Source organism: Paenibacillus sp. FSL E2-0201 (assembly GCF_037963325.1).
Classification (GTDB): Bacteria; Bacillota; Bacilli; order Paenibacillales; family Paenibacillaceae; genus Paenibacillus_AQ.
In genome coordinates this window covers 4290512-4310457 of record NZ_CP150154.1, presented here as the reverse complement: position 1 = coordinate 4310457, position 19946 = coordinate 4290512, and the positions used below count along the sequence as shown (strand labels likewise).

Annotated in this window: 21 protein-coding genes; 18 read left to right on the top strand and 3 right to left on the bottom strand. The window is 41.4% G+C overall.

What is annotated here, in order from left to right; genetic code table 11:
* Positions 1-85 precede the first annotated feature (85 nt).
* The 3 genes from NSU15_RS19615 to NSU15_RS19605 are packed head-to-tail and all read left to right on the top strand — an operon-like array spanning position 86 to position 2369.
* On the top strand, positions 86-1117 hold the full coding sequence (locus tag NSU15_RS19615; RefSeq protein ID WP_042129290.1) for an aminoglycoside phosphotransferase family protein: 1032 nt from the start codon (positions 86-88) through the stop codon (positions 1115-1117).
* A 14-nt stretch (positions 1118-1131) separates the two neighbouring features.
* Entirely contained in the window at positions 1132-1620 is a 489-nt protein-coding gene (locus NSU15_RS19610; protein ID WP_042129288.1) for a GNAT family N-acetyltransferase, read from the top strand.
* Positions 1617-2369: a hypothetical protein gene (locus NSU15_RS19605; RefSeq protein ID WP_042129286.1), complete on the top strand. Its 753-nt coding sequence runs from the start codon at positions 1617-1619 to the stop codon at positions 2367-2369. The genes NSU15_RS19610 and NSU15_RS19605 overlap by 4 nt, the downstream gene beginning before the upstream one ends.
* A gap of 21 nt (positions 2370-2390) precedes the next feature.
* Here NSU15_RS19605 and NSU15_RS19600 read toward each other — a convergent pair whose 3' ends face one another.
* Complete coding sequence (locus NSU15_RS19600) at positions 2391-3656, bottom strand: MFS transporter (RefSeq protein WP_339287338.1); 1266 nt, start codon at positions 3654-3656, stop codon at positions 2391-2393.
* A 49-nt stretch (positions 3657-3705) separates the two neighbouring features.
* Complete coding sequence (locus tag NSU15_RS19595; protein ID WP_042129282.1) at positions 3706-4617, bottom strand: LacI family DNA-binding transcriptional regulator; 912 nt, start codon at positions 4615-4617, stop codon at positions 3706-3708.
* 200 nt (positions 4618-4817) lie between these two features.
* On the opposite strand from NSU15_RS19595, the gene NSU15_RS19590 reads away from it, so the two are divergent.
* The 9 genes from NSU15_RS19590 to NSU15_RS19550 all read left to right on the top strand — a co-directional run bounded on the left by NSU15_RS19590 (position 4818) and on the right by NSU15_RS19550 (position 14773).
* Positions 4818-5960, top strand: coding sequence for a DUF1611 domain-containing protein (locus NSU15_RS19590; RefSeq protein WP_339287337.1), 1143 nt, complete (start codon positions 4818-4820; stop codon positions 5958-5960).
* A gap of 19 nt (positions 5961-5979) precedes the next feature.
* Positions 5980-7122, top strand: a complete 1143-nt coding sequence (locus NSU15_RS19585) for a DUF1611 domain-containing protein (protein WP_339287336.1) — start codon at positions 5980-5982, stop codon at positions 7120-7122.
* A complete protein-coding gene (locus NSU15_RS19580; RefSeq protein WP_339287335.1) occupies positions 7091-9136 on the top strand; it encodes an alpha-amylase family glycosyl hydrolase in 2046 nt (681 codons plus the stop codon). The genes NSU15_RS19585 and NSU15_RS19580 overlap by 32 nt, the downstream gene beginning before the upstream one ends.
* A gap of 49 nt (positions 9137-9185) precedes the next feature.
* A complete protein-coding gene (locus NSU15_RS19575; protein WP_339287334.1) occupies positions 9186-9620 on the top strand; it encodes a hypothetical protein in 435 nt (144 codons plus the stop codon).
* A gap of 20 nt (positions 9621-9640) precedes the next feature.
* The gene (locus NSU15_RS19570; RefSeq protein WP_339287333.1) at positions 9641-10819 is read left to right on the top strand and encodes a glycosyltransferase family 4 protein; all 1179 of its coding nucleotides are present in this window, start codon (positions 9641-9643) and stop codon (positions 10817-10819) included.
* Between the two features lie 82 nt (positions 10820-10901).
* Positions 10902-12140, top strand: coding sequence for a Coenzyme F420 hydrogenase/dehydrogenase, beta subunit C-terminal domain (locus NSU15_RS19565; RefSeq protein WP_339287332.1), 1239 nt, complete (start codon positions 10902-10904; stop codon positions 12138-12140).
* Complete coding sequence (aroA, locus tag NSU15_RS19560; protein ID WP_339287331.1) at positions 12097-13461, top strand: 3-phosphoshikimate 1-carboxyvinyltransferase; 1365 nt, start codon at positions 12097-12099, stop codon at positions 13459-13461. Before NSU15_RS19565 ends, aroA begins: the two co-directional genes overlap by 44 nt.
* Positions 13462-13799: 338 nt before the next feature.
* A complete protein-coding gene (locus tag NSU15_RS19555) occupies positions 13800-14351 on the top strand; it encodes a polymer-forming cytoskeletal protein (protein ID WP_076120717.1) in 552 nt (183 codons plus the stop codon).
* A 176-nt stretch (positions 14352-14527) separates the two neighbouring features.
* Entirely contained in the window at positions 14528-14773 is a 246-nt protein-coding gene (locus tag NSU15_RS19550; RefSeq protein ID WP_042129265.1) for a hypothetical protein, read from the top strand.
* 90 nt (positions 14774-14863) lie between these two features.
* On the opposite strand, the gene NSU15_RS19545 is transcribed toward NSU15_RS19550, so the two are convergent.
* Positions 14864-15481, bottom strand: a complete 618-nt coding sequence (locus tag NSU15_RS19545; protein WP_076120716.1) for a histidine phosphatase family protein — start codon at positions 15479-15481, stop codon at positions 14864-14866.
* 153 nt (positions 15482-15634) lie between these two features.
* On the opposite strand from NSU15_RS19545, the gene NSU15_RS19540 reads away from it, so the two are divergent.
* The 6 genes from NSU15_RS19540 to rbsD all read left to right on the top strand — a co-directional run bounded on the left by NSU15_RS19540 (position 15635) and on the right by rbsD (position 19928).
* A complete protein-coding gene (locus NSU15_RS19540; RefSeq protein ID WP_076120715.1) occupies positions 15635-16540 on the top strand; it encodes a LysR family transcriptional regulator in 906 nt (301 codons plus the stop codon).
* Positions 16541-16578: 38 nt separating this feature from the next.
* Positions 16579-17070, top strand: coding sequence for a DinB family protein (locus tag NSU15_RS19535; RefSeq protein ID WP_339287330.1), 492 nt, complete (start codon positions 16579-16581; stop codon positions 17068-17070).
* Between the two features lie 37 nt (positions 17071-17107).
* On the top strand, positions 17108-17503 hold the full coding sequence (locus NSU15_RS19530; RefSeq protein ID WP_076120714.1) for a VOC family protein: 396 nt from the start codon (positions 17108-17110) through the stop codon (positions 17501-17503).
* Positions 17504-17640: 137 nt separating this feature from the next.
* Positions 17641-18621 carry a LacI family DNA-binding transcriptional regulator gene (locus NSU15_RS19525; protein ID WP_042129257.1) on the top strand — a complete coding sequence of 327 codons (981 nt, stop codon included), beginning with the start codon at positions 17641-17643 and terminating at the stop codon, positions 18619-18621.
* A 27-nt stretch (positions 18622-18648) separates the two neighbouring features.
* Positions 18649-19527 (top strand): ribokinase, encoded by an 879-nt coding sequence (gene rbsK / locus NSU15_RS19520; RefSeq protein WP_076120712.1) that lies wholly within the window; start codon positions 18649-18651, stop codon positions 19525-19527.
* Positions 19528-19529: 2 nt separating this feature from the next.
* Complete coding sequence (gene rbsD / locus NSU15_RS19515; RefSeq protein WP_042129253.1) at positions 19530-19928, top strand: D-ribose pyranase; 399 nt, start codon at positions 19530-19532, stop codon at positions 19926-19928.
* Positions 19929-19946: the final 18 nt, after the last annotated feature.

Below are 19946 nucleotides of genomic sequence, written 5' to 3'. Positions count from 1 at the left end.
AAAGCAATTGCTTCTTTAGTTTACGGCTCAGAGTTATAGAGATATACTTTATATGTTTTACTCTATCAGGAAAGGAATACATAACATGGGAGATCTGAATTATAACTTAAATTTTGAAATGCTATGTGCAAAATACAAGTTAGGTAATCTGAAAAATGAACCTGAACAGGTAACAGGCGGCCTTCTTCACAGAATGTATCGTCTACAAACGGACAAAGCGCTTTATGCAGTGAAAGCTCTAAACCCTCAAATTATGCAGCGAGATACTGCTATGTACAACTATACTCTTTCTGAAAAAGTTGCGAATATGGCTTATCAAAATGGAATAAATGCGGTACCGGCGATTGTAACCAATGATTGTTTTATGCATGAAATTGAGGGTCAATTCTATTTATTGTTTCCATGGGTCGAAGGTAAAGCTTTGTCATCAGGAGAAATTGATATGGAGTGCTGCAAAGTGATTGGCGAACTCATTGCAAAACTTCATAAGATCGATTTCTCTACACTTCTTGATCATCATCCTAATGTGAATCTTGAGCCAGTAAATACATCCACCGTTCTTTGGAATAAGTATGCTCTACAAGCAAAACAGGAGGGTGTGGAATGGTCTGCCTTGCTATTAGATCACTTGAGCCAAATAAATCATTGGGAACAACTAGTAGATTCTTCAGCGGAACAATTATCGAATCATATGATAATCAGCCATAGAGATTTAGATCAAAAAAATGTACTATGGGATGAGCATCGCGTACCCATTATTATTGACTGGGAAGCAGCAGGGCCTATCCATCCAACACAAGAGTTAATTGATGTAGCTCTTTATTGGTCAGGTTTTGAATCGGGAAGTGTAAGCAAAGATGCCTTCTGCACACTTATTAGTACCTACCTGGGTCATGGTGGCGGGATTTATGCTAACTGGTCCGATGTTCTCAACTATGGTTTTCATGGGAAGCTAGAATGGTTAGCTTATAATATCAGACGATCACTTGGAATAGAGAGTACGGATGATACGGAGCGAGAACTTGGAACCCTTGAAGTAACCAGAAGTATATTAGGGTTAAAGGACTACGCTGATTTTATTCCAGAGTGTATTGAATGGTGTAATCAAGTCTACTAAAGGAGAACTTATATATGAATGTAGTAAACGCTACCATGGAAGATATAAAAGGGTGGCTGGAGCTGGCGGCAGAGGTGGAGTCTCTTTTTGGACCCATGGTAGATGATCCGAATTTCACGCTAGCCTTAGAGAAAAATATCAGTCGACAAAGTGCTTTTTGCATACGAGAGAATAGTGGTTCATCAGGTTCTCGATTACTGGGTGGAGTGTTATTTTCTTTGTCCAACGCCCCGAATTATAAGATTGGTTGGTTGTCAGTTTCAAAGCAAGCAAGAAATAGAGGAGTAGCGACAGCCCTACTTAACCATATTCTACAAAGTGTTGAAGCTCCCTCAGAGATATTGGTTACTACTTTTGGCGAGGATCATCCAGAAGGTCAACCTGCTAGAAGATTTTATCAGAAGTTTGGTTTCGTTCCTATGCAGAATAGAGTTCCAAATGGCCCCGAAGGCGGTTCAAGACAAAATTTCAAGCTGACGATCGCTCACGAGGATTCATTATGAAGAAAATAATGTATTTATCGACGATTTCATTTTTCTTGTTAGCGATTTCTTTTAGCCCGTTGTTCAACTATATCCGTGAGTATATAATTTCAGATCAGATCCAACAGCGTTATAAGATAGACCATGCTGAAAAAGGGTATAACACTTTAAACGTTCAAGAACTAGTGGTTGACGATAAGCATATTAAAATTGAAGAAGAAAATACAGGCAGGATTGCAGAATTGACGCTCTGGGATAAAGAGGAGAATGTCCCGCCTGGTGATATTGTCAAAGTGCAGTTTCTATTAAATGATCAAAAAATCTCAACCCCTGATGAAATATGGCTGTCTAATCGGGAAAGAGGAAGCAGATATTTCTCATGGATAGATATCCTTACTGTAAAGGATCGAAAGACTGGCGAAAAAGAAATCAATATAGTCCAAAGGCTTACAGATGATAGTCAGCCGATGGAAAAGCAAAAATGGAAAATAATCACGATTTCGCATGATGGCAGCATAGAAGAAAAATCACTGAGTTATGCTCAAAGAAGTGATAATCCTCTAGGTGTCAAGCTTATCGAATTTTCGGGTACTGCACTAATGGGTATGGGTTACTATTCAGATATTGCTAAAAGTTATCCAAGTGTAATTTTTCCTCTGATTTATCCATTTTTAACAGGTGTGTTGGGAATTTTCTTATTGATCATTACAGTTGTTCAATTACTGATTGAGCTTCAACATAGGCGCGTAATAAGGAAAAATGGGCGCTAATGTTCATAAGAGGTTGTGAATTTACCTGTAATCACGAATCACCTTTAACTTAGTCAACGTCGATAAAGCAAACAGTAGTAGCAATACACCGATGGAACCCATGACAGGGGCTGGACTGAAATGATCAGACAAGGCTGAGACGGCTGTAAGGCCAATAGAGGGCGCTACACTCATAATGGAGCCAAGTACACCGAAAACTCTGCCTTGTATGTCCTCCGAAACTTCCAGTCTGAGAATGGTATTGATCAGCAATGTACAGAATGAGAACATGAAGCCAATCAGTAGAATGATGGGAATGGCTAACGCAGCGGTAGTGACGAACGATAACAGGAGGTACATGGGACCCAGACATAACAGTCCAGTCATAATGAGGAAGCCTCGATTCTTTAATTTGGAGCCGAGAAACAAGATCATGCTCGAGCCAATCATATAACCTAGTGGAATACAGGCTTCCATCAGACCAAACTGAAAGGGGCTAGAATTCCATACTTTGACGGCCATGACTTGCGTTAGCATCAGGGAAGGCATAAAGAACAAAGTGAGCGTGGGGAGCATGATGATAATTGCTCGTGCGAAGGGGTATTTCCAAATATAACGAACGCCATCCGCAAGATCCTGCGTGAATTTTCTTTCTTCCTTAGGTCCGTTATTCACTCGGTTTGGCAGTGGAAGGGAGCGGACAGCAAGAACCAGTAGAAAGGAAACAAAAAATGTAGCTCCATCAAATAGGATGGCATCGGCCGCACCAAAACTTGCTACAAAAATACCTCCAGCTGAAAACCCAATCGTTCGACAGATGTTCTCCGACAAGTTCAGAATCCCGACTGCTTTTTGAACATGCTCCTTGCCAACAACAGTGGTGATAGAAGCTTGATAAGCAGGGGATTGGAATAATGCAGAGACAGTTGTAAGTCCCGTCAATATGGCCACGATAACGAATGATGTTGAAGACATAGATATAGCTAAAGCAAGCGTAACTACTAAACCACAGCTTATCAGATCTGTGACCAACATAATGGTTCTGCGGTTGATCCTGTCTGCCAGTGTACCTCCTATCGATCCGAGGAATGAACTGAGCAATAAATTGATGATCGTAATAATAGCTATCATTTTAGCGCTACCGGTTGTCTGAAGCACCCATAAACTTAAAGCAATGCTGTGAAAGGTATTTCCAAACAGGGAAATGGAATAAGAACTGAGTAGTAGCATAAATCTCCGGTTTCCCCAAAGGGTAGGATGGGATTGAACGGCGGTGGATGCATGTTTTGCTAAAGCGGGCTCTGTCATTGGTTACTCTCCTCTCAACTTAAGCGCTTAAGTCAATATCCAAAAAAAATTAATCCACAAAATAACGATTATTCTCTTGTGCGGGGTAGTCAGAGCGATCTAATAACTCTTGCATCAGTTCAAAAGCGGTGGCTGCCTTATCCCCTGTGAATACAAATTTCTGCACATTTTCACCAAGCATTTCTGGGCAATTACAGGTACAAAGAACAGAAAGACGTGAGAATACCCCGGATTTTTCAACATAACTCCCAATAAACTCATTAATAACGATGGCTTCTTTGAAGATCCCCTTGGATAAAATTGTATTCAATTCCTCCAGATTTTGAACTTTGAATATAGCTTTTTCAGATAAAGGAAGACTGTCTTGAATAAAGCGAGTGAGGAGGGAGTTATTGAAGCTCTCCATAATTAAACACACCTCTGAAGGATCCTCCGGCATTACCTTTTGTAGCGCTAAACGATAATTGAAAAGAACTTGCTTAAACAGCTTATCTTCAACCATACTGTCGATCAAAATCAAGGGAACACCTTCTACAAAATGCTTGGAAATCGAGTAGAAGGATTCATCTTGGACATCGATCAGAAAGACGGCTTCGAGTTTTCTTTCGACGATGATATCGAGTGAAGGGTGATCAGTACCAAGAGAGTATAAAAGCGTATGATATCCGGCATCTGTTAATCGCTGTTCCAAAGCACGAATAAATGTGAATTGCGCGTAGAGCTTCCAAGGAGGTAACTGGGTAGAATTATTGACAAGCACGCCTATCAATCCCGTTTTTTTATTGGCAAGTGAACGGGCTGCTAGATTAGGAATGTAATGAAGTTCTTCCGCGAGGAGTAGAATTTGATTACGGGTTTTCTCAGGAATGGTTTGGTTATCGACGCGGTTCAGAACATAGCTCACGGTTGCAACGGAGACATTAGCTCGTAGCGCGATGTCCTTCATTGTAGTCTTTTTCACCAGTAAACGACTCCCTTTTTGTATGATATTTCTAAAGATTAACATTCCGATTCCAAAGCGTCAATCCCTGGAAGGAGACGAGACTAAAGTATCAAATTTCTCTATATTGAAATAATTGGGAAATTATTGTAGGATTGGCTTAACCGATTAAGCTTATCGGTTTTTTGTCCATCAGAATCTAATAGGGGAGGCGGTTGCGAATGGAGAATGTAGTGTTATATCCCTTTAACAAGATCACTCAAGGGATATTCAGATTCAGAGATTTGACGGATTTTAATGTGACGGCAGTGGTTGATTTTGTCCTTCATAAGGGTTGCGATGTAGGAGAGTTAATCGAAGGCGCAGCTGCGGGTATCCCAATCACGGACAATATCGAAGAAGCGTTTCGGTCAGCGAATACGCTGATCCTCAATGACCCGGGAACCTCGTTTGGTAACAACGAAGGCGTATACGGAGAATTTAATCTTAAAGAGCTTTGGAGAGTGCTAGTACTCGCGGCGCATGAGCATAACATACGAATAATTAGTGTCCACGAGATTTTAGATCAAAACACACTTCAATGGTTGGAAGAGAACCAAATTACAATCGATATTGATGAGCAAATCCCAGATCGATTGGTGAGTAGAATGGTTGATGAGTATGCATTTCCATCTCCTACTGATGAAATAACTACCTATTTAAATTATTTTGAATTGGATACCAAAATCAAAACTTATAATCAAAGGATTTGCAAGGTGGGCATATTTGCGACACGTGGATGTCTAGGTAAATTTACGGCACAAATGTCTTTGTTTAGAGAGCTCAAGAAAGCAGGAGAGAAGGTAAGGACGATTATCACCGAGCCTACCGCATCTCTGTTTAATCAGCCAGGCGGAGATATTATGAAGTTCATCGCTCGTAGACCTCTAAATCAATACCCGTACTATATTAATGCTGCTGTTCGGGATGCGGAGAATGACGGCTGTGATTTTATTATTTTGTCAGGGCAAGGTTCTTTGCTTCCGAATGAGAATTTCATTATTGCTGCTACAAAAATTTCTTATTTGCGGGCTTTCAGTCCTGATTTGACAGTGCTCATAGCTGGGTTCGACGATGATGAGCAAATCAGAGATAGTCTTGATATTCTAAGAATTTATGGAAATGGAAGCCGCTCTTTTGCAATCCTTATTCCAGATAAATATGAGGTTGATTTTGGACAATACGAATTCAAAACACCTGAAGAAATGGAGCGGCGAAAACAAGAAATCCGAAGTCGTTTTGACGTAGACCATGTGGAATGCGTACTGGATATCGGCAAATTAACCAGTGAACTGATTAAGCATAGGAAATCCATCAGTCAATAAACTGCGGGGGGCTGTGAATATGAAGAAGGTAGCTCTTTATCCATTCAATAAAATTACACAGGGTCTTATCCGTTTTCGCGATCTGCTGGATGTAGAAATTGTTTCAGTCATTGACTTCGTTTTTCAGGCAGGCTGTGATGCCGGTGAACTTGTTGATGGGACTCTATCTGATATCTTTATTTATGCTTCCCAAGAAGAGGGTCTAGCGGGTGTAGATACGTTAATCTTAAATGATCCAGGTACCTCCTTCGGTGGGAATAAGGGCATTTTTGACGAAAATGATTTGACTGGATTGTGGCGGAAATTAGTAACCTATGCAGTTTTGAGAGGTATACGTGTTATCAGCGTTCATGATATCTATGATCAGGATACATTGAGCTGGATGAAAGAGAATCAGATTAAGATCGAGGTAATCCACGGATCTCGTGACAACCTTTTTAAAGACATGGACGCACGTTATGGTACGGAAAGTTCTAACACGGAACACTACCTAATGCAATTTGAGAATGAAGCCCTCATGTTCTCTATCCCCAAAAAAATTAAAAGAATCGGAATCTTCGCCACTCGAGGCTGCATCGGCAAGTTTACCTTACAAATGAAGCTATTCAAAGAATTCAAAAAGAATGACATTCCAGTAACGGCGTTCATCACTGAACCTACAGGCTTTCTGTTTGGTCAACCGGAAGGCGATATCTTCAAATTTCTGGCACAACGGCCGTTGGAACAATATCCTTATTATATTGATACAGTTGTTGACCATTCTGAACGTAACGGCAATGAATGGATTATCATGGCCGGGCAAAGCTCCATACTTCCTACCTCTAATATTGCATTCAATTCACTCCGCTTTGCTATGTTAAAGTCTTTTAATCCGGATCATGTGTTATTAATCGTTGGATTTAATGATGATGAGCAAATTCGTGATGCTATAGAAATATTGCGAATCTATTCCAAGCGTCCAATCTCGCTGCTGTTACCTGATAAAATAGAGTCCTCCTATGGACAGTACGAAGCTTATCCCTATGAGCGGCGGATAGCCCGTAAAGTAGAGTTACAACAAAAGTTTCTAATTCATGTAGACCTAATCGAAGAAGCAGCAGATGTGATGAACTTGTTATTGGAAGCAGAGAATGCCTCCTCTATTGCCGGTAGAGGAAAGTGATATGTTAAATCCCGGACACTCTGTTTATCAGATTATTACGGATCGTTTCTTTGAAGGTGATCCCGGAATTCGCCCCTCAGCAGAACTGTTTAGCTCAGATCAATCCAATCTCCGAAAGTACTTAGGTGGGGACTGGGAAGGGATAATTCGCAAAATTAAGGACGGTTATATTACGGAAATGGGGTTCAAGGCGATCCTGATTTCTCAGCCAGTAGAGAATGTCCATACTTGTATGGGGGATGAAGGAGGTACGACATCGTATCACGGTTATTGGCCTCGAGACTTCCTAAAGGCGAATGCTTACTTTGGATTACTGGATAAATTCAAGGAGCTGCTAGACGTCGCTCATGAGAAGGGGCTAAAGGTGATTATTGATTTCACACCTAATCATACTTCTCCGGCGCTGGAGCTTAATCCCGGTTATATGGAGAACGGTGCTTTGTACCGCAGAGGTCAGTTTATCGCATCTTACTCGGGAGATATGGAGAGGGTCTTTCTCCATAATGGCGGAACGGATTTTTTGGATGCAGAAGACTCTCTCTACCGTAATTTGTATGATCTAGCTGGATTGGATCAAATGAATCCGCAAGTGGATGCTATTTTACGTGAAGGTATTGGATTCTGGCTGGAGTATGGGGTTGACGGAGTACGAATTGATACGGCTAAACATATTCCGCCAGGCTGGCTGAAATCATTTTCAGGATGTATTCATGCCTACAAGCCAGCATTTGTATTCGGCGAGTGGTTTCTGCATGCCCATGAAAGCCCGAGTGATAATGCCGCCTTAGCCAATGATAGCGGAATAAGCCTGCTTCATTTTATGTTCAGCCATACTTTACGGAGTATTTTTCATGGGGGAGGTGGATTTGAACAGTTCATCGATATGTTAAGCGGATCTGCCAATAGCTACGAACATTTATATGATCAACTTATATTTTTGGATAATCATGATATGACTCGTTTTACTGTTCATGAGAATCCCTCACTTACGGATCTAGCGTTGTCTTTGCTTCTCACTTCAATTGGAATTCCCTTGGTATACTATGGAACCGAACAGTATATGTGCGGTGGGGATGATCCAAATAATCGCGCTATGATGAGTGCATTCAACAGAGAAACTTCAGCGTATCGAATACTGTCTCAGCTTAATCGTTTAAGAGAACGGAACTTCGCCATTGCTTACGGGGGAATAAAGGTACTTTACATGACTAATAGAGTGCTGGTGTTTGAACGGAGCTATAAGCGAGATGTGGCTTTAATCATGCTGAATGTAGAAGAATCTACACATGAGATCCCTGAGATGGTGACTTCACTACCAAAAGGGGAGTACTCCAGCTTGTTGGAACAAGTATTTGCAGGCAATGATATCTGTATTAATAGTGGAGGAAGATTGTCTTATAAGGTACTGGCGCCACAATCTGCTTATGTGTACGCATATGAATCTGAGCAAGAAGAGCCAGTAGCCGTACATTATTATCCTAAAGCAGGCGTACCAGGCAATGAGATTATTATTCATGGAAGACATCTGGGCGATAGAGGAGGTTTATTTGTTGGCGGTCAGTGTGCAAACGTTATTTCTTGGAAAGCTGATGAGATTGTTGCACGTATTCCGTATTTGTCGGCAGGTAGCCACAAGATTATGGGGACAACGGGTCAAGAAAGTGAATTTCTGTTGCCCGGCCGTTTAACAGTCTGGACAGCTCCATTAGTAACAGTGCGCTTCGTAGTAACGAATGCGTTCACAGATTATGCTTCGCAGATATATGTGTCAGGAAATGTGTATGAGCTTGGAGAGTGGGAGATAGATCGCGCGAGGGGTCCGTTTTATAACCATATCGTATACCGCTATCCTTCCTGGTACTGTGATATCAGCTTGCCGGCAGACTGTACTGTGGAATTTATACTTTTTAAGAAAAATAAATCCGGATCGGTGGACAGGGAAAAGGGATTGCCACATAAGTTTACGACCCCGCGAGAAGGTGTATCTGAAATTACGGTAGAATGGCAGAGTTAATGTAAATGTTCGACTGGAGGTATCTAATCTGTATTAGGAGATGCCAAGTATGGAAGAAAGATTGCAGTATGATGGGGAACGATTGACATTTCAGACAGCTCTAGACGAAGGCATGAGAAATCTTATTTCTAGGCATTTTAATGCATCATGGTATGAATTACAGCAGGCGGTTCGTTTAACCACACTTTCAGTAGATAATAAATTCTCACGTTTTCTCTTTCCGGTGAAACAGCCTCTTGGAGAAACAATAGAAATGCGACTCCCCCGTGTGGAAAACCGTTATTTTTATGCCGATTTAGGGATTATTAAAAAAGCGCAAACGTTTGTATCCATTTCGAGATCTAAAGTTTTGCATGTTCTGGAGGATGGTGAAACGCATTATTCGGATTGGCTCTCCTTTCAAAGAGATCATGCCTCTCCTCCGTTGTTGGAACAGAACACATGGTGGGAATATTTTACGGGTTATTCTCTATCTAAAAACTGAGAGATTGGGAGGAAGCATGTATGCCAAAACCCGTGTCCGTCTTAATTTTGTCATGGGAATATCCCCCTCTGATTATTGGAGGGATCGCACCACATGTTTATGAATTGTCCAGGCACTTGAAGGATGAGTGGACAGAGATTCATGTAGTGACCAATTCCGCGCCCCAAAGTCCTATTTTCGAGACGGAAAAAGGTGTGTTCGTACATCGGGTGAATTCGTACGAGAATTTGACTGATTTTGAAGATTGGGTCCTCCAATTTAATCTAGCGATTGTGGATTATGTGAAGACCCAGCTTCTTGGTAATGTCAGATTTGACTTCATTCATGCGCATGATTGGCTGGTAGGGTATGCAGCTATTCTTTTACGACATCAGCTTAACCTACCATTAGTTACGACGATTCATGCCACGGAATATGGTAGGAATCAAGGGTTATTCACGCCACAGCAGCAGGGTATCCATTCTATTGAGAATGAACTCGTATCTCTTTCAGACAAGGTTATTGTTTGCAGTTCCTATATGAAGCACGAGGTTTGCAATGTGCATGCGATTGATGAACAGAAAATGGAAGTGATTCCTAATGGCATTGACCTTAGCTCGCTGCAACTTAAGGAGCCTCACACTTTTCAAAGAGAACTTTATGCACAGGCAGAAGAAAGGATTGTGCTGTTTATTGGAAGATTAGTGAAAGAAAAGGGGGTTCAGGTGCTCTTAGAAAGTGCCCGAGAGGTCCTCTTAGTGATTCCAGATTGTAAATTTATCATTGCTGGGCGTGGTCCAATGTTATCCGAGCTGAAAAGTATAGCTTCCGATATTAACTCCCAGGTGCTCTTTACTGGATTCATCAAGAATCAGGAGAAGAATTTCTTGCTTGAAATTGCGGACTTGTGTGTGTTTCCGAGTTTATATGAGCCTTTTGGTATTGTGGCAATTGAAGCGATGGGGAGTGGAACACCTATAGTTGTTTCTGACGTTGGAGGTTTAGCGGAGATTGTAGAGGATGGACGAACTGGGCTGACTAGCGTGCCAGGGGACTCATATATACTTGCCGAAAATATCCTGCGGATTCTTCAAGATTATTCCCTGGCCAGCCGTATTGCTGAAGCCGGCAGAACGGAAACTGAGTTGCACTATGACTGGAGAAGCATAGCTTTGCGGACAAAGGAAGTCTATTCCAAGCTCAGCGGCGTTAAACTGTGACGGGGATATTTCCAAGACAATGGATTCAGTGAGGAACTTTAAGGTCGAATTTTCCAAACTCTATAGAAAAGAGGGCACCGTTATGACGTCTTTTATCACCTTGAAGGAAGAGATTCTTGATCATAATCTCTGCACATCCTGTGGTTTATGTGCCGCCGTATGTCCTAAGGGTCTTCTATCGATGAGTAGTGACTCGGTTCCTCTGCCTATATTTCAAGGTATCGTGGAGCTAGCCATGGATAGCTGCGGAAGCTGTACGCTTTGTACCGAGGTCTGTCCGGGTTATGATACCGGCGTTATGGAATCTGAGCTCCGAATCTTTGGTCGTAACCGCTCCGAGTCGGAACGCTGGACAGGTGTATATATTTCTACTCATCAGTTATCGGCAGCAGATCCGGATATTCTCGGAAGAGCAGCAGCAGGGGGAGCGGGCACTATTTTGGCTATCACGGCCCTGGAAGAGAAAGTCGCGGATGCGGTTATCGTTGTAGGTAGAGATGAAGAAAAGCCTTGGGTTCCGAAGGCGTTTATTGCAGATTCAGTGGATAAAATTATCGAATGTGCGCAAACGAGTTATTGCATCACCCCCAATCTTCACTTGTTGAATGATTCCCGGTATGAGCGAATTGGAATTATCGGTGTTCCCTGTCAAATTCAAGGCATTAATAAATTACTCAACTTACCAGAGGACACACCTACCTCTTTCCTGGCTAGTAAGGTAGCCTTTACGATTGAACTGGGTTGCGCTTCGAATACATCTTTGGCTGGAACCGAACATCTGATTGCTGGAATTCTGGGAGTTCAGCTAGAGGATGTTCTCTTTATGCGCTACCGAGAAGGAGAATATCCGGGACAGTTTGTGGTCAGAACACGGGATGGCAAAGAACATTCGCTGCCGTTTTACAGGTTGGTAGAAGAGTTCAAGAAATTCAAGACATTCCGCTGCTTATCCTGCCCCGATTGGTGGTCTGGAATAGCTGATATTTCCATTTCAGATGGGGACCCGAATATTTTTGATTCCAGCAAAACTGGAGTGTCAGTAAAAGCCTCCTCTACGGTGATGGTAAGAACTGCGATGGGGGCAAAGCTGATTGAACTAGCGAGGCGCAGGAATGCGATCGAGTTGGTTGATTACACATTCGATAACAACCTTGGCTTAGAGCGCAAGCGCCAGCGTTACCGTAGCTACGCTGCGCAAGGTGACCGAAAAATCCCGCTTGCTCCTGGAAGAGATATGAAATATTCGCAAATACTCTCGGATGACGAGGTGATTAGGAATGGAATTGGTACGGAACAAAACCGAACTGCCAACAAAATTTGACTTGAGGGTAAGCGCGAAGTTGGACGAGCATTCATTCAAATATGCATCGGTTCCTGGGGATAAATCTATTTCTCAGAGGGCAATTATGATGAACGCCATTGCGGAAGGGAAGGGAGTTATTCATAATGTACTGCGATCTCGTGACATTGAGAGTTGTATCGCTATTTTGCGCCAATTAGGTGTAACGTTTGCATGGAATGGTAATGCATTAACTGTCTATGGATTGGGGCTACAATCATTAAGAATTCCTGATGCCAGACTTGAAATCGGGAATACTGCTACATCTGCGAGACTTATCATGTCTGTTCTGGCAGGTCATCCATTTGCAGTCGAGCTAGCCGGCAATCGACTTCTAACTACTAGGCCTATGGATTGGGTGGCACAACCGCTGATAGAAATGGGAGCGTCGATCACCTATCTCGAAAGCGAAGGCTACCTTCCGCTTGTGATTAACGGTAGGTTCCCATTGAGCCCTATCAATATCGAGGCAACAGTAGCTAGCGCACAGGAGAAATCAGCCTTTCTATTTGCGGGTCTCTATGCAGATGGAACAAGTAGCTATCGACAAATGTGCCAGAGTCGCGATCACACGGAACGATTGATGAAATATTTTGGAATTGATATTGAAATCCAGAATAACGTTACCTCTATCCGAGGTGGTTATAACTTTGCAGCGAAAGATGTGATTGTTCCAGGCGATTTGTCTTCCGCTGCATTTTTGCTAGCAGCTTTTACGATTCGTAGTATGGATCGTAAAAAGGAACTTTGGATCAGAGATGTAGGTGTGAATCCAACTCGGTTTGGATTCGTCAGCGTGCTACGAGAGATGGGGTTGGATCTGAAGCTACATCGGGAAAGGCAGCTAATATCTGGTGAGCCAATAGCGGATCTCTACTGCACTACAGGAAAAACGCTAACCTCCGTACATGTGGAAGGCAACGAAAAAGTACAGAGTCTGATCGATGAGGTTCCATTGTTAGCTGTAGTATCAGCATTCGCTGAGGGGACTACCGTCATTAGGAACTGTAGGGAGCTGAAGGATAAGGATACAAACCGATTGGAGACAACTGCCAAGCTTTTAGCAGCCTTTGGACTCGAGACTTCTTATGATGAAGATGAACTTATTATCTTTGGTGGTCGTAGTCCTTCGCCTGCAGTCGTGGATAGTTATGGTGATCACCGAATTGCTATGACTGCCGCCGTTCTAGCTAGTAGTATGGAAGAGCCTTCTATTATTCGGAATTGTGGTTGTATCGCTGTTTCTTATCCTGAGTTTCTGGATGATCTGTCTCAATTTGCTGAGATTGAAATTTTGCAGTGACGAGATTAAAGACAACGTATCTAAGGTGGAGCTACCAAGCTAGAGCGGAGCGCTGTGTGTGCTCTAGCTTTTTTTATTTCATTTAACTAGTTGATAAACTGTTAACTTTTCTATGAACATACTCTTCCTTGTGATGATTTTTATATTTTGGGTAAATAGATTTAAGAACCTAAATAAGTCAGCGAGAAGAGGTGTTCTCATGGAAACAAATTTTAATCCAGACGAGACAGAACAATGAAATCGCTTTATATACTGACACAAATTTGTGAAATCATTCACTTAATTATTAAGAATTTTAATATATAATTAATTTATAATAAAAATTAGGGGGAATCGAAATGAAACTATTTAAAATGATTTTGGTAGCCGGGGTTTCGGTAGCGGTATTGGCTGGTTGTGGAGCAAACGAGGATAAAGCAACTAACTCGGCGGCAACTTCAGCTCCAGCTGCTGAGCAGACAGATGCAGTCACTACTGCTTCGATTGTGAATCAAGCAGATGCATTTACTAAAGCTGTAAGCAAAGATGGAAACTGGATTGTAGCTATTCTAAATGATGTAACGATTCCTGAAGAGGTTGTTGTAGCTGGAGAATTCCATGATAAAGGAGCCGCTGATGGCGACATCTATCGTAAGATTGCCCTTTACTCACAAGACGCTGATCATAAGATCACTGCCAGTTATACATTAACCGTACCAAAGTTTACTGTACAAAGTGAAAATTTGAAAGTTGAAGGCGGAACGATTAAAGGCGATGTTTATGTAGAAGCGAAAGGATTTACTCTGCCTGAAACCGCAACAATTGACGGTAACCTATACTTCACAAGCGAGGATCTGAAAGCATCTGCAAAGATTGACGGAAAAGTGACTGGAACAACAGAAGTTAAATAATTTTGTAATCATCTCATACGTAGAAGCCAACCCATCGACTATGGGTTGGTTTTTTCTTATTGAGGTGATGAGATGTATCCCGGTTTAGACGGTTGTGGATAATGATTATGTGATCTTTGGTTGATTTTCTTAATATTGATCTTATAATATTACTACCACTACTAGGAGGAACACATATGTCTAAGGAATATTCACGTACGTATATTGAGAGTGTAAAGCTTGAAATGTTAAATAGATTGGGATTGAAGCAAGTGTTCTTTAAGGAGCAAATAGGTGACGCTTTAATTTTTGAAGCGGTGGGATTTGATAAAGGGAGCAAGCATCGTTTTTGTGTTAGACCGAAGACGAAAACGATTGACGAATTCATTTCAGGAAAATGGATGAAGGTCCGTAGCTTTGTAATCAAAAGTGTAGAGATGTAATGTTGAAGTCTAAAAAGGTAATTCCGTTTATATCGGAGTTACCTTTTTTTGCAGTTACCTAATAATGTGGACGTTTCGTGGGGCTTTTTTTCAAAGATAATGTGAAGTATCGCCGTAGAGATCAATGGTAGTATGATGGTCAGTTAGCGTTACTTTACATAAGGCTGTGGAGAGAATATCCGGCATTTCCCCTAACTCTTGCAATGATTTATTGAGAAAATGAGCCATTATAACTTTTAACGTTATCCGATGAGTGACAATAAGCACCTCAAGTCCTTCGTTATTGTTAATTATATGCTCCATAGTCGGCGTTACTCTTTGCTCAAGCTGACTGTAGGTTTCCCCTGAAGCTAGAGGGAGATATAGATCAGGTCTGTTGAAAAAATGAGAGTATTGTAAAGGATAATCTTGTTCAATCTGATCCGTGTTCATTCCTTCCCAGATGCCCATGTTAATTTCCATTAAAGAAGCATCCTGTTGAATGGATAAACTCCGCTTCCCCCGTAAAATCTGCGCAGTATGCAATGCTCTTGGGCTAGTACTAGAATAAATTGCACTTAAATTTTCGCCTTCCAAACGATCTCTCAACCATTCAGCCTGCTGCTCACCTAACGCTGTAAGTGCCGAATTTTGATGCCCCTGCATCCGTTGTTGCAAATTCCATTCGGTTTGTCCATGCCGGGTTAAGAATAATACTGTCTCTTTCATTAACGAAACCTCCCTTATGAATAGTTGTAAGTATAGGATAAAAAAATATAAATAAACAATATATAATAGTTAGGATCCATAATGTATGGTTATAGTAAGAAACGAAGCTTCTTGAATAATGATTTTATTTTATATGGTTAGGAAGATATCACGATGAACTTTCATGTATTAAAATTGTTTTACTACGTGGCGATAACAGGCAGTGTGACCAAAGCTTCTGAACGTTTACATATCAGTCAACCCGCTATATCTGCGCAGATCCGTAAGTTTGAACGGGAGAATCAAATTTTATTATTAGAGGTCAAAGGAAAGAGGATGGTACTTACACCGATTGGAAAAAGACTGATCGATCCCCTTGAGAAGTTATTTGCCATGGGTGAACAAGTACAGCAGATCATTGAGAATCATCACAAATTTCCTGAGGGTCAAATTCGGATCGTAGGTAATTATCTGGCTACAAGTATCCTCATTCCGAGGTGGGCGTCATTATTCAAACAATCTTTTCCGGAAGTAAAAATTCAAATCACTACTACTAATTCTCAGGAAGTGATGGAACAATTAAAAAGCTTTGAAGCGGACGTGGCGATTTACAGTGATATGGAGTTCCCTTCGCATCATACAGACATATTTGAATATCGGGAGTTATACAAGGACGAGTATGTGTTCGTGGTCGCTTCTAAGCACCCTTTTGCTAAGCAGCAGGTTAGCTTTGAAGAAGTGATGTCTGAAGCATTTATTATGAGAGAGGAAGGCAGTGCAGCTAGAGAGAGACTTGTTCGAATATGTGAAGAAAAAAAGGTAAAACAGCCAAGAGTTGAGCTTCAATTTAATGGAGTGAATGAGGTTATTCAAGCTGTGATTGCCGGGTATGGGGTTAGTTTTGTATCCGCTTTGTTAGCTAAGCCTTATCTTGAACAGGGGACGTTAGCCAAGGTTGATGTGGAAAATGTAGTCTCTAATCATTCGATATGGATGGGCTACAGAAAGAAGGAGCTTAAGGTGAGTTATATTCAGTCATTTATTAAGCTCGTCATGAAGCAAATATCAATAAATATATAATCATTTTTAGGAAATTGAAGATAATCTTATGGTAAACTATGGATGAAAAATGGGGAGGGGTTATGATGGATACAATCGTGTTCAAACAAATTGAATTTGTGCGTAGTGTTACTGTTCGTGCAGTTGAAGAGCTTTCCGAGGAAACGCTAGATATCATTCCAGAAGGTTTCAATAACAACATCAGATGGAACTTGGGACATATTTATTTGGTGCAAGAGAAGTTTGCTTTTCATTCCGCTAGGGAGCTTATGCAATTGCCGGAAAGCTTTGAACGATTATTTGCGAAAGGGACAAAACCTGCAGAGTGGAGCGAGAAGCCACCAACACTTGAAGTGTTAATCGAGATGCTTTCGGAGCAACCCAAACGTATCAGGGAAGCTATGAACAATCGCTTAAGTGAGCAAGTGACCCCTCTTACAACCGGTAGTGGATTAACATTAAATACTATCGGAGAATTCATAAATTTCACGCTTTACCATGAAGGGATGCATTTCAATACTATAAAACTATTAAATCGATTTGCAGATTGAAGTCATTAAATCGGATCAGCAACTTGGGGGGGATTCAATGGAAGTAGGAAGAATCCTAGGGATTGCTTATAATGTGATTCCTGTAGAAGATTTAGAGAAGTCTGCAGCTTGGTTTGTGAAACATTTTGGCTTTAATATAAGGGATCGGAGAGAAGGCAACTTAAGCTTATTTAGGGATAATAGACCGATCCTATATTTAACTCAAAGTGATCATGATTCGAGAGCTGTCTTCGAGGTAAGGGATAAAAAAAGATGGGTGATCACTTTCTTTACAAATGATGTCTTAACCCTTCATCAGTATTTAGTTTCAGAAGATGTGAAAGTCGGAAACATTAGCGATGAAGGAGAATATGGGAAGTTTTTTGTCTTTGAAGATTTGGATGGTAATTTATTTGATGTATGGGAACACCATGATTGTGAGCTGGTTTATTAGCTTTTTAAGGATATCGATGTCTTGTCGATATCTTTTGTTATATATTGGAACAGAAAAAGATTTGTAATGAAAACGGTTTTATGATAATCTAATTTATGTAATACATGTAACCGGTTACACATTGGGGGATGAAATGAATGATGACGATTAAAGATGTTGCAAAAATAGCTGGGGTGTCGGTAGCAACCGTTTCAAGGGTTATAAATGAATCTGGTTATGTTAATATCGATACTCGAAAAAAGGTTGAAGCAGCGATCAAAGAAATGAATTATACCCCTAATGAGGTTGCAAGATCTTTGTATAAACGGAAATCCAAATTAATCGGACTTCTATTACCTGACATTACGAACCCATTCTTCCCGCAATTAGCACGTGGGATAGAAGATCGGATGCAGGAGCATGGTTATCGCATTATCTTTGGGAATAGCGATGAGAACGAAGAAAAGGAATTGGATTATATTCAAACCTTTATCCAAAATAATGTCATTGGCATGATCTCATCCACTAATTTTCCTGAAAAAGATATCTACTCTAACTTGAAAATCCCGGTTGTATTTCTTGACCGTACTTCTAATGACAGTCCCTCCGTATACGCAGATGGCAGAAAGGGCGGACGCCTTGCTGCTCAAGAAATCATTGCACGGGGAAGCACTAAGATTACAGTGATGCAAGGACCGGCACATATTAAACCGGCGCAGGATCGATTTCAAGGTGCGATAGAGGTGCTTGATGAGATGGGAATCACTTATCATGTGATCCAGACATCATCGTTCTCCCACACAGAAGCAGAACAATGGGCTGTAGAGTTATTTGATAAATATATAGATACAGACGGTGTAATTGCCAGTAATGACATCGTAGCGACGGCAGTGATTCATGAAGCACATCGCTTAGGTAAAAGAGTGCCACAGGATCTCCAAATTATTGGATTTGATGATATCCCGCTTAGCAGTCTTTTGTCACCTTCGTTATCCACTATTCGTCAGCCAGCACATGACATGGGCCGAGAAGCGGCGGGTTTACTTATTAAGTTAATTGAGCAAGATAAGGTAGAAGATAAAATCATTCAATTACCCGTCAGCTTTGTGGAGCGGGAAACAACAAGAAGTAAAGCATAGATGACGACATAAGAAAGGTTGATGAACATGGCTAAGATTTGTGTCATTGGAAGCTGTTCAATGGATTTGGTGGTGACTTCATCCAAGCGGCCTCATGCAGGGGAGACCGTTCTAGGTGAGAGCTTCGCTACCGTTCCAGGAGGTAAGGGGGCGAATCAGGCTGTGGCAGCTTCGCGTCTAGGGGCCGAAGTTACGATGGTTGGTTGTGTAGGTGAAGATTTCTATGGTAAGGAGATCATGGATAATCTAAAGAGAAATCGGGTTCTTATCACAAATGTGGAACCGGTTACACATACCGAAAGCGGGACAGCCCACATCATTTTAGCAGAAGGTGATAATAGCATTATCGTTGTAAAGGGAGCAAATGATTTAGTTACTCCTGCTTTAGTTGAGCGAGCGCTTGATGTTATTAAAGGCTCTGATATGGTGCTAATCCAACAAGAAATACCTGAAGAAACAGTATCTTATGTAAGTGAGCTTTGCCATAAATTTAATGTACCTATGCTGCTTAATCCGGCACCTGCTCGTCCTATCAGTGACACGATTATAGAAAATGCTGCTTATCTAACACCTAACGAACATGAATGTACAATTTTATTCCCTAAGATGAGTACTGCTGATGCCTTACGGAAATATCCCAACAAGCTGTTTATCACAGAGGGAAGCAATGGCGTGCGATTTTATGATGGTGAACAAGAAGTTCTGGTTCCTACTTACAAAGTGAATGCTATAGATACGACTGGAGCTGGAGATACTTTTAATGCGGCATTTGCAGTTGCGTTAGCTGAAGGCAGCTCCATTCTGGATAGTGTAAAGTTTGCCAATCGAGCGGCATCTTTATCCGTTACTAAATTTGGTGCTCAAGGTGGTATGCCAACAAGAGCAGAGGTGGAGGCGAATATGTAGCTATGAAGAAACACGGGATATTAAACAGCCATATTTCCAAAGTGCTTACGGATTTAGGTCACACCGATACAATTGTCATCGCAGACGTTGGGCTTCCAGTTCCACCTGGTGTTCCGAAGATTGATCTCGCGATTAAACTAGGGGTTCCTAGTTTCCAAGATATCGTTGATATCATTTCAGAGGATATGGTCATCGAAAAGGTAATTGTGGCAGAAGAATTAGCTACGGACAATAAAGCTACTTCTCAATACTTAAATAATAAGTTTAAGGAAATACCCATAGAAGCGTATTCACATGAGCAATTTAAACAACTAACCCAGCAAGCTAAGGTTATTATTCGCACGGGTGAAGCTAAGCCGTATGCAAACTGCATTCTGCAAGCCGGGGTCTATTTTGGATAAGAAGGGGGTTCGAAGTGT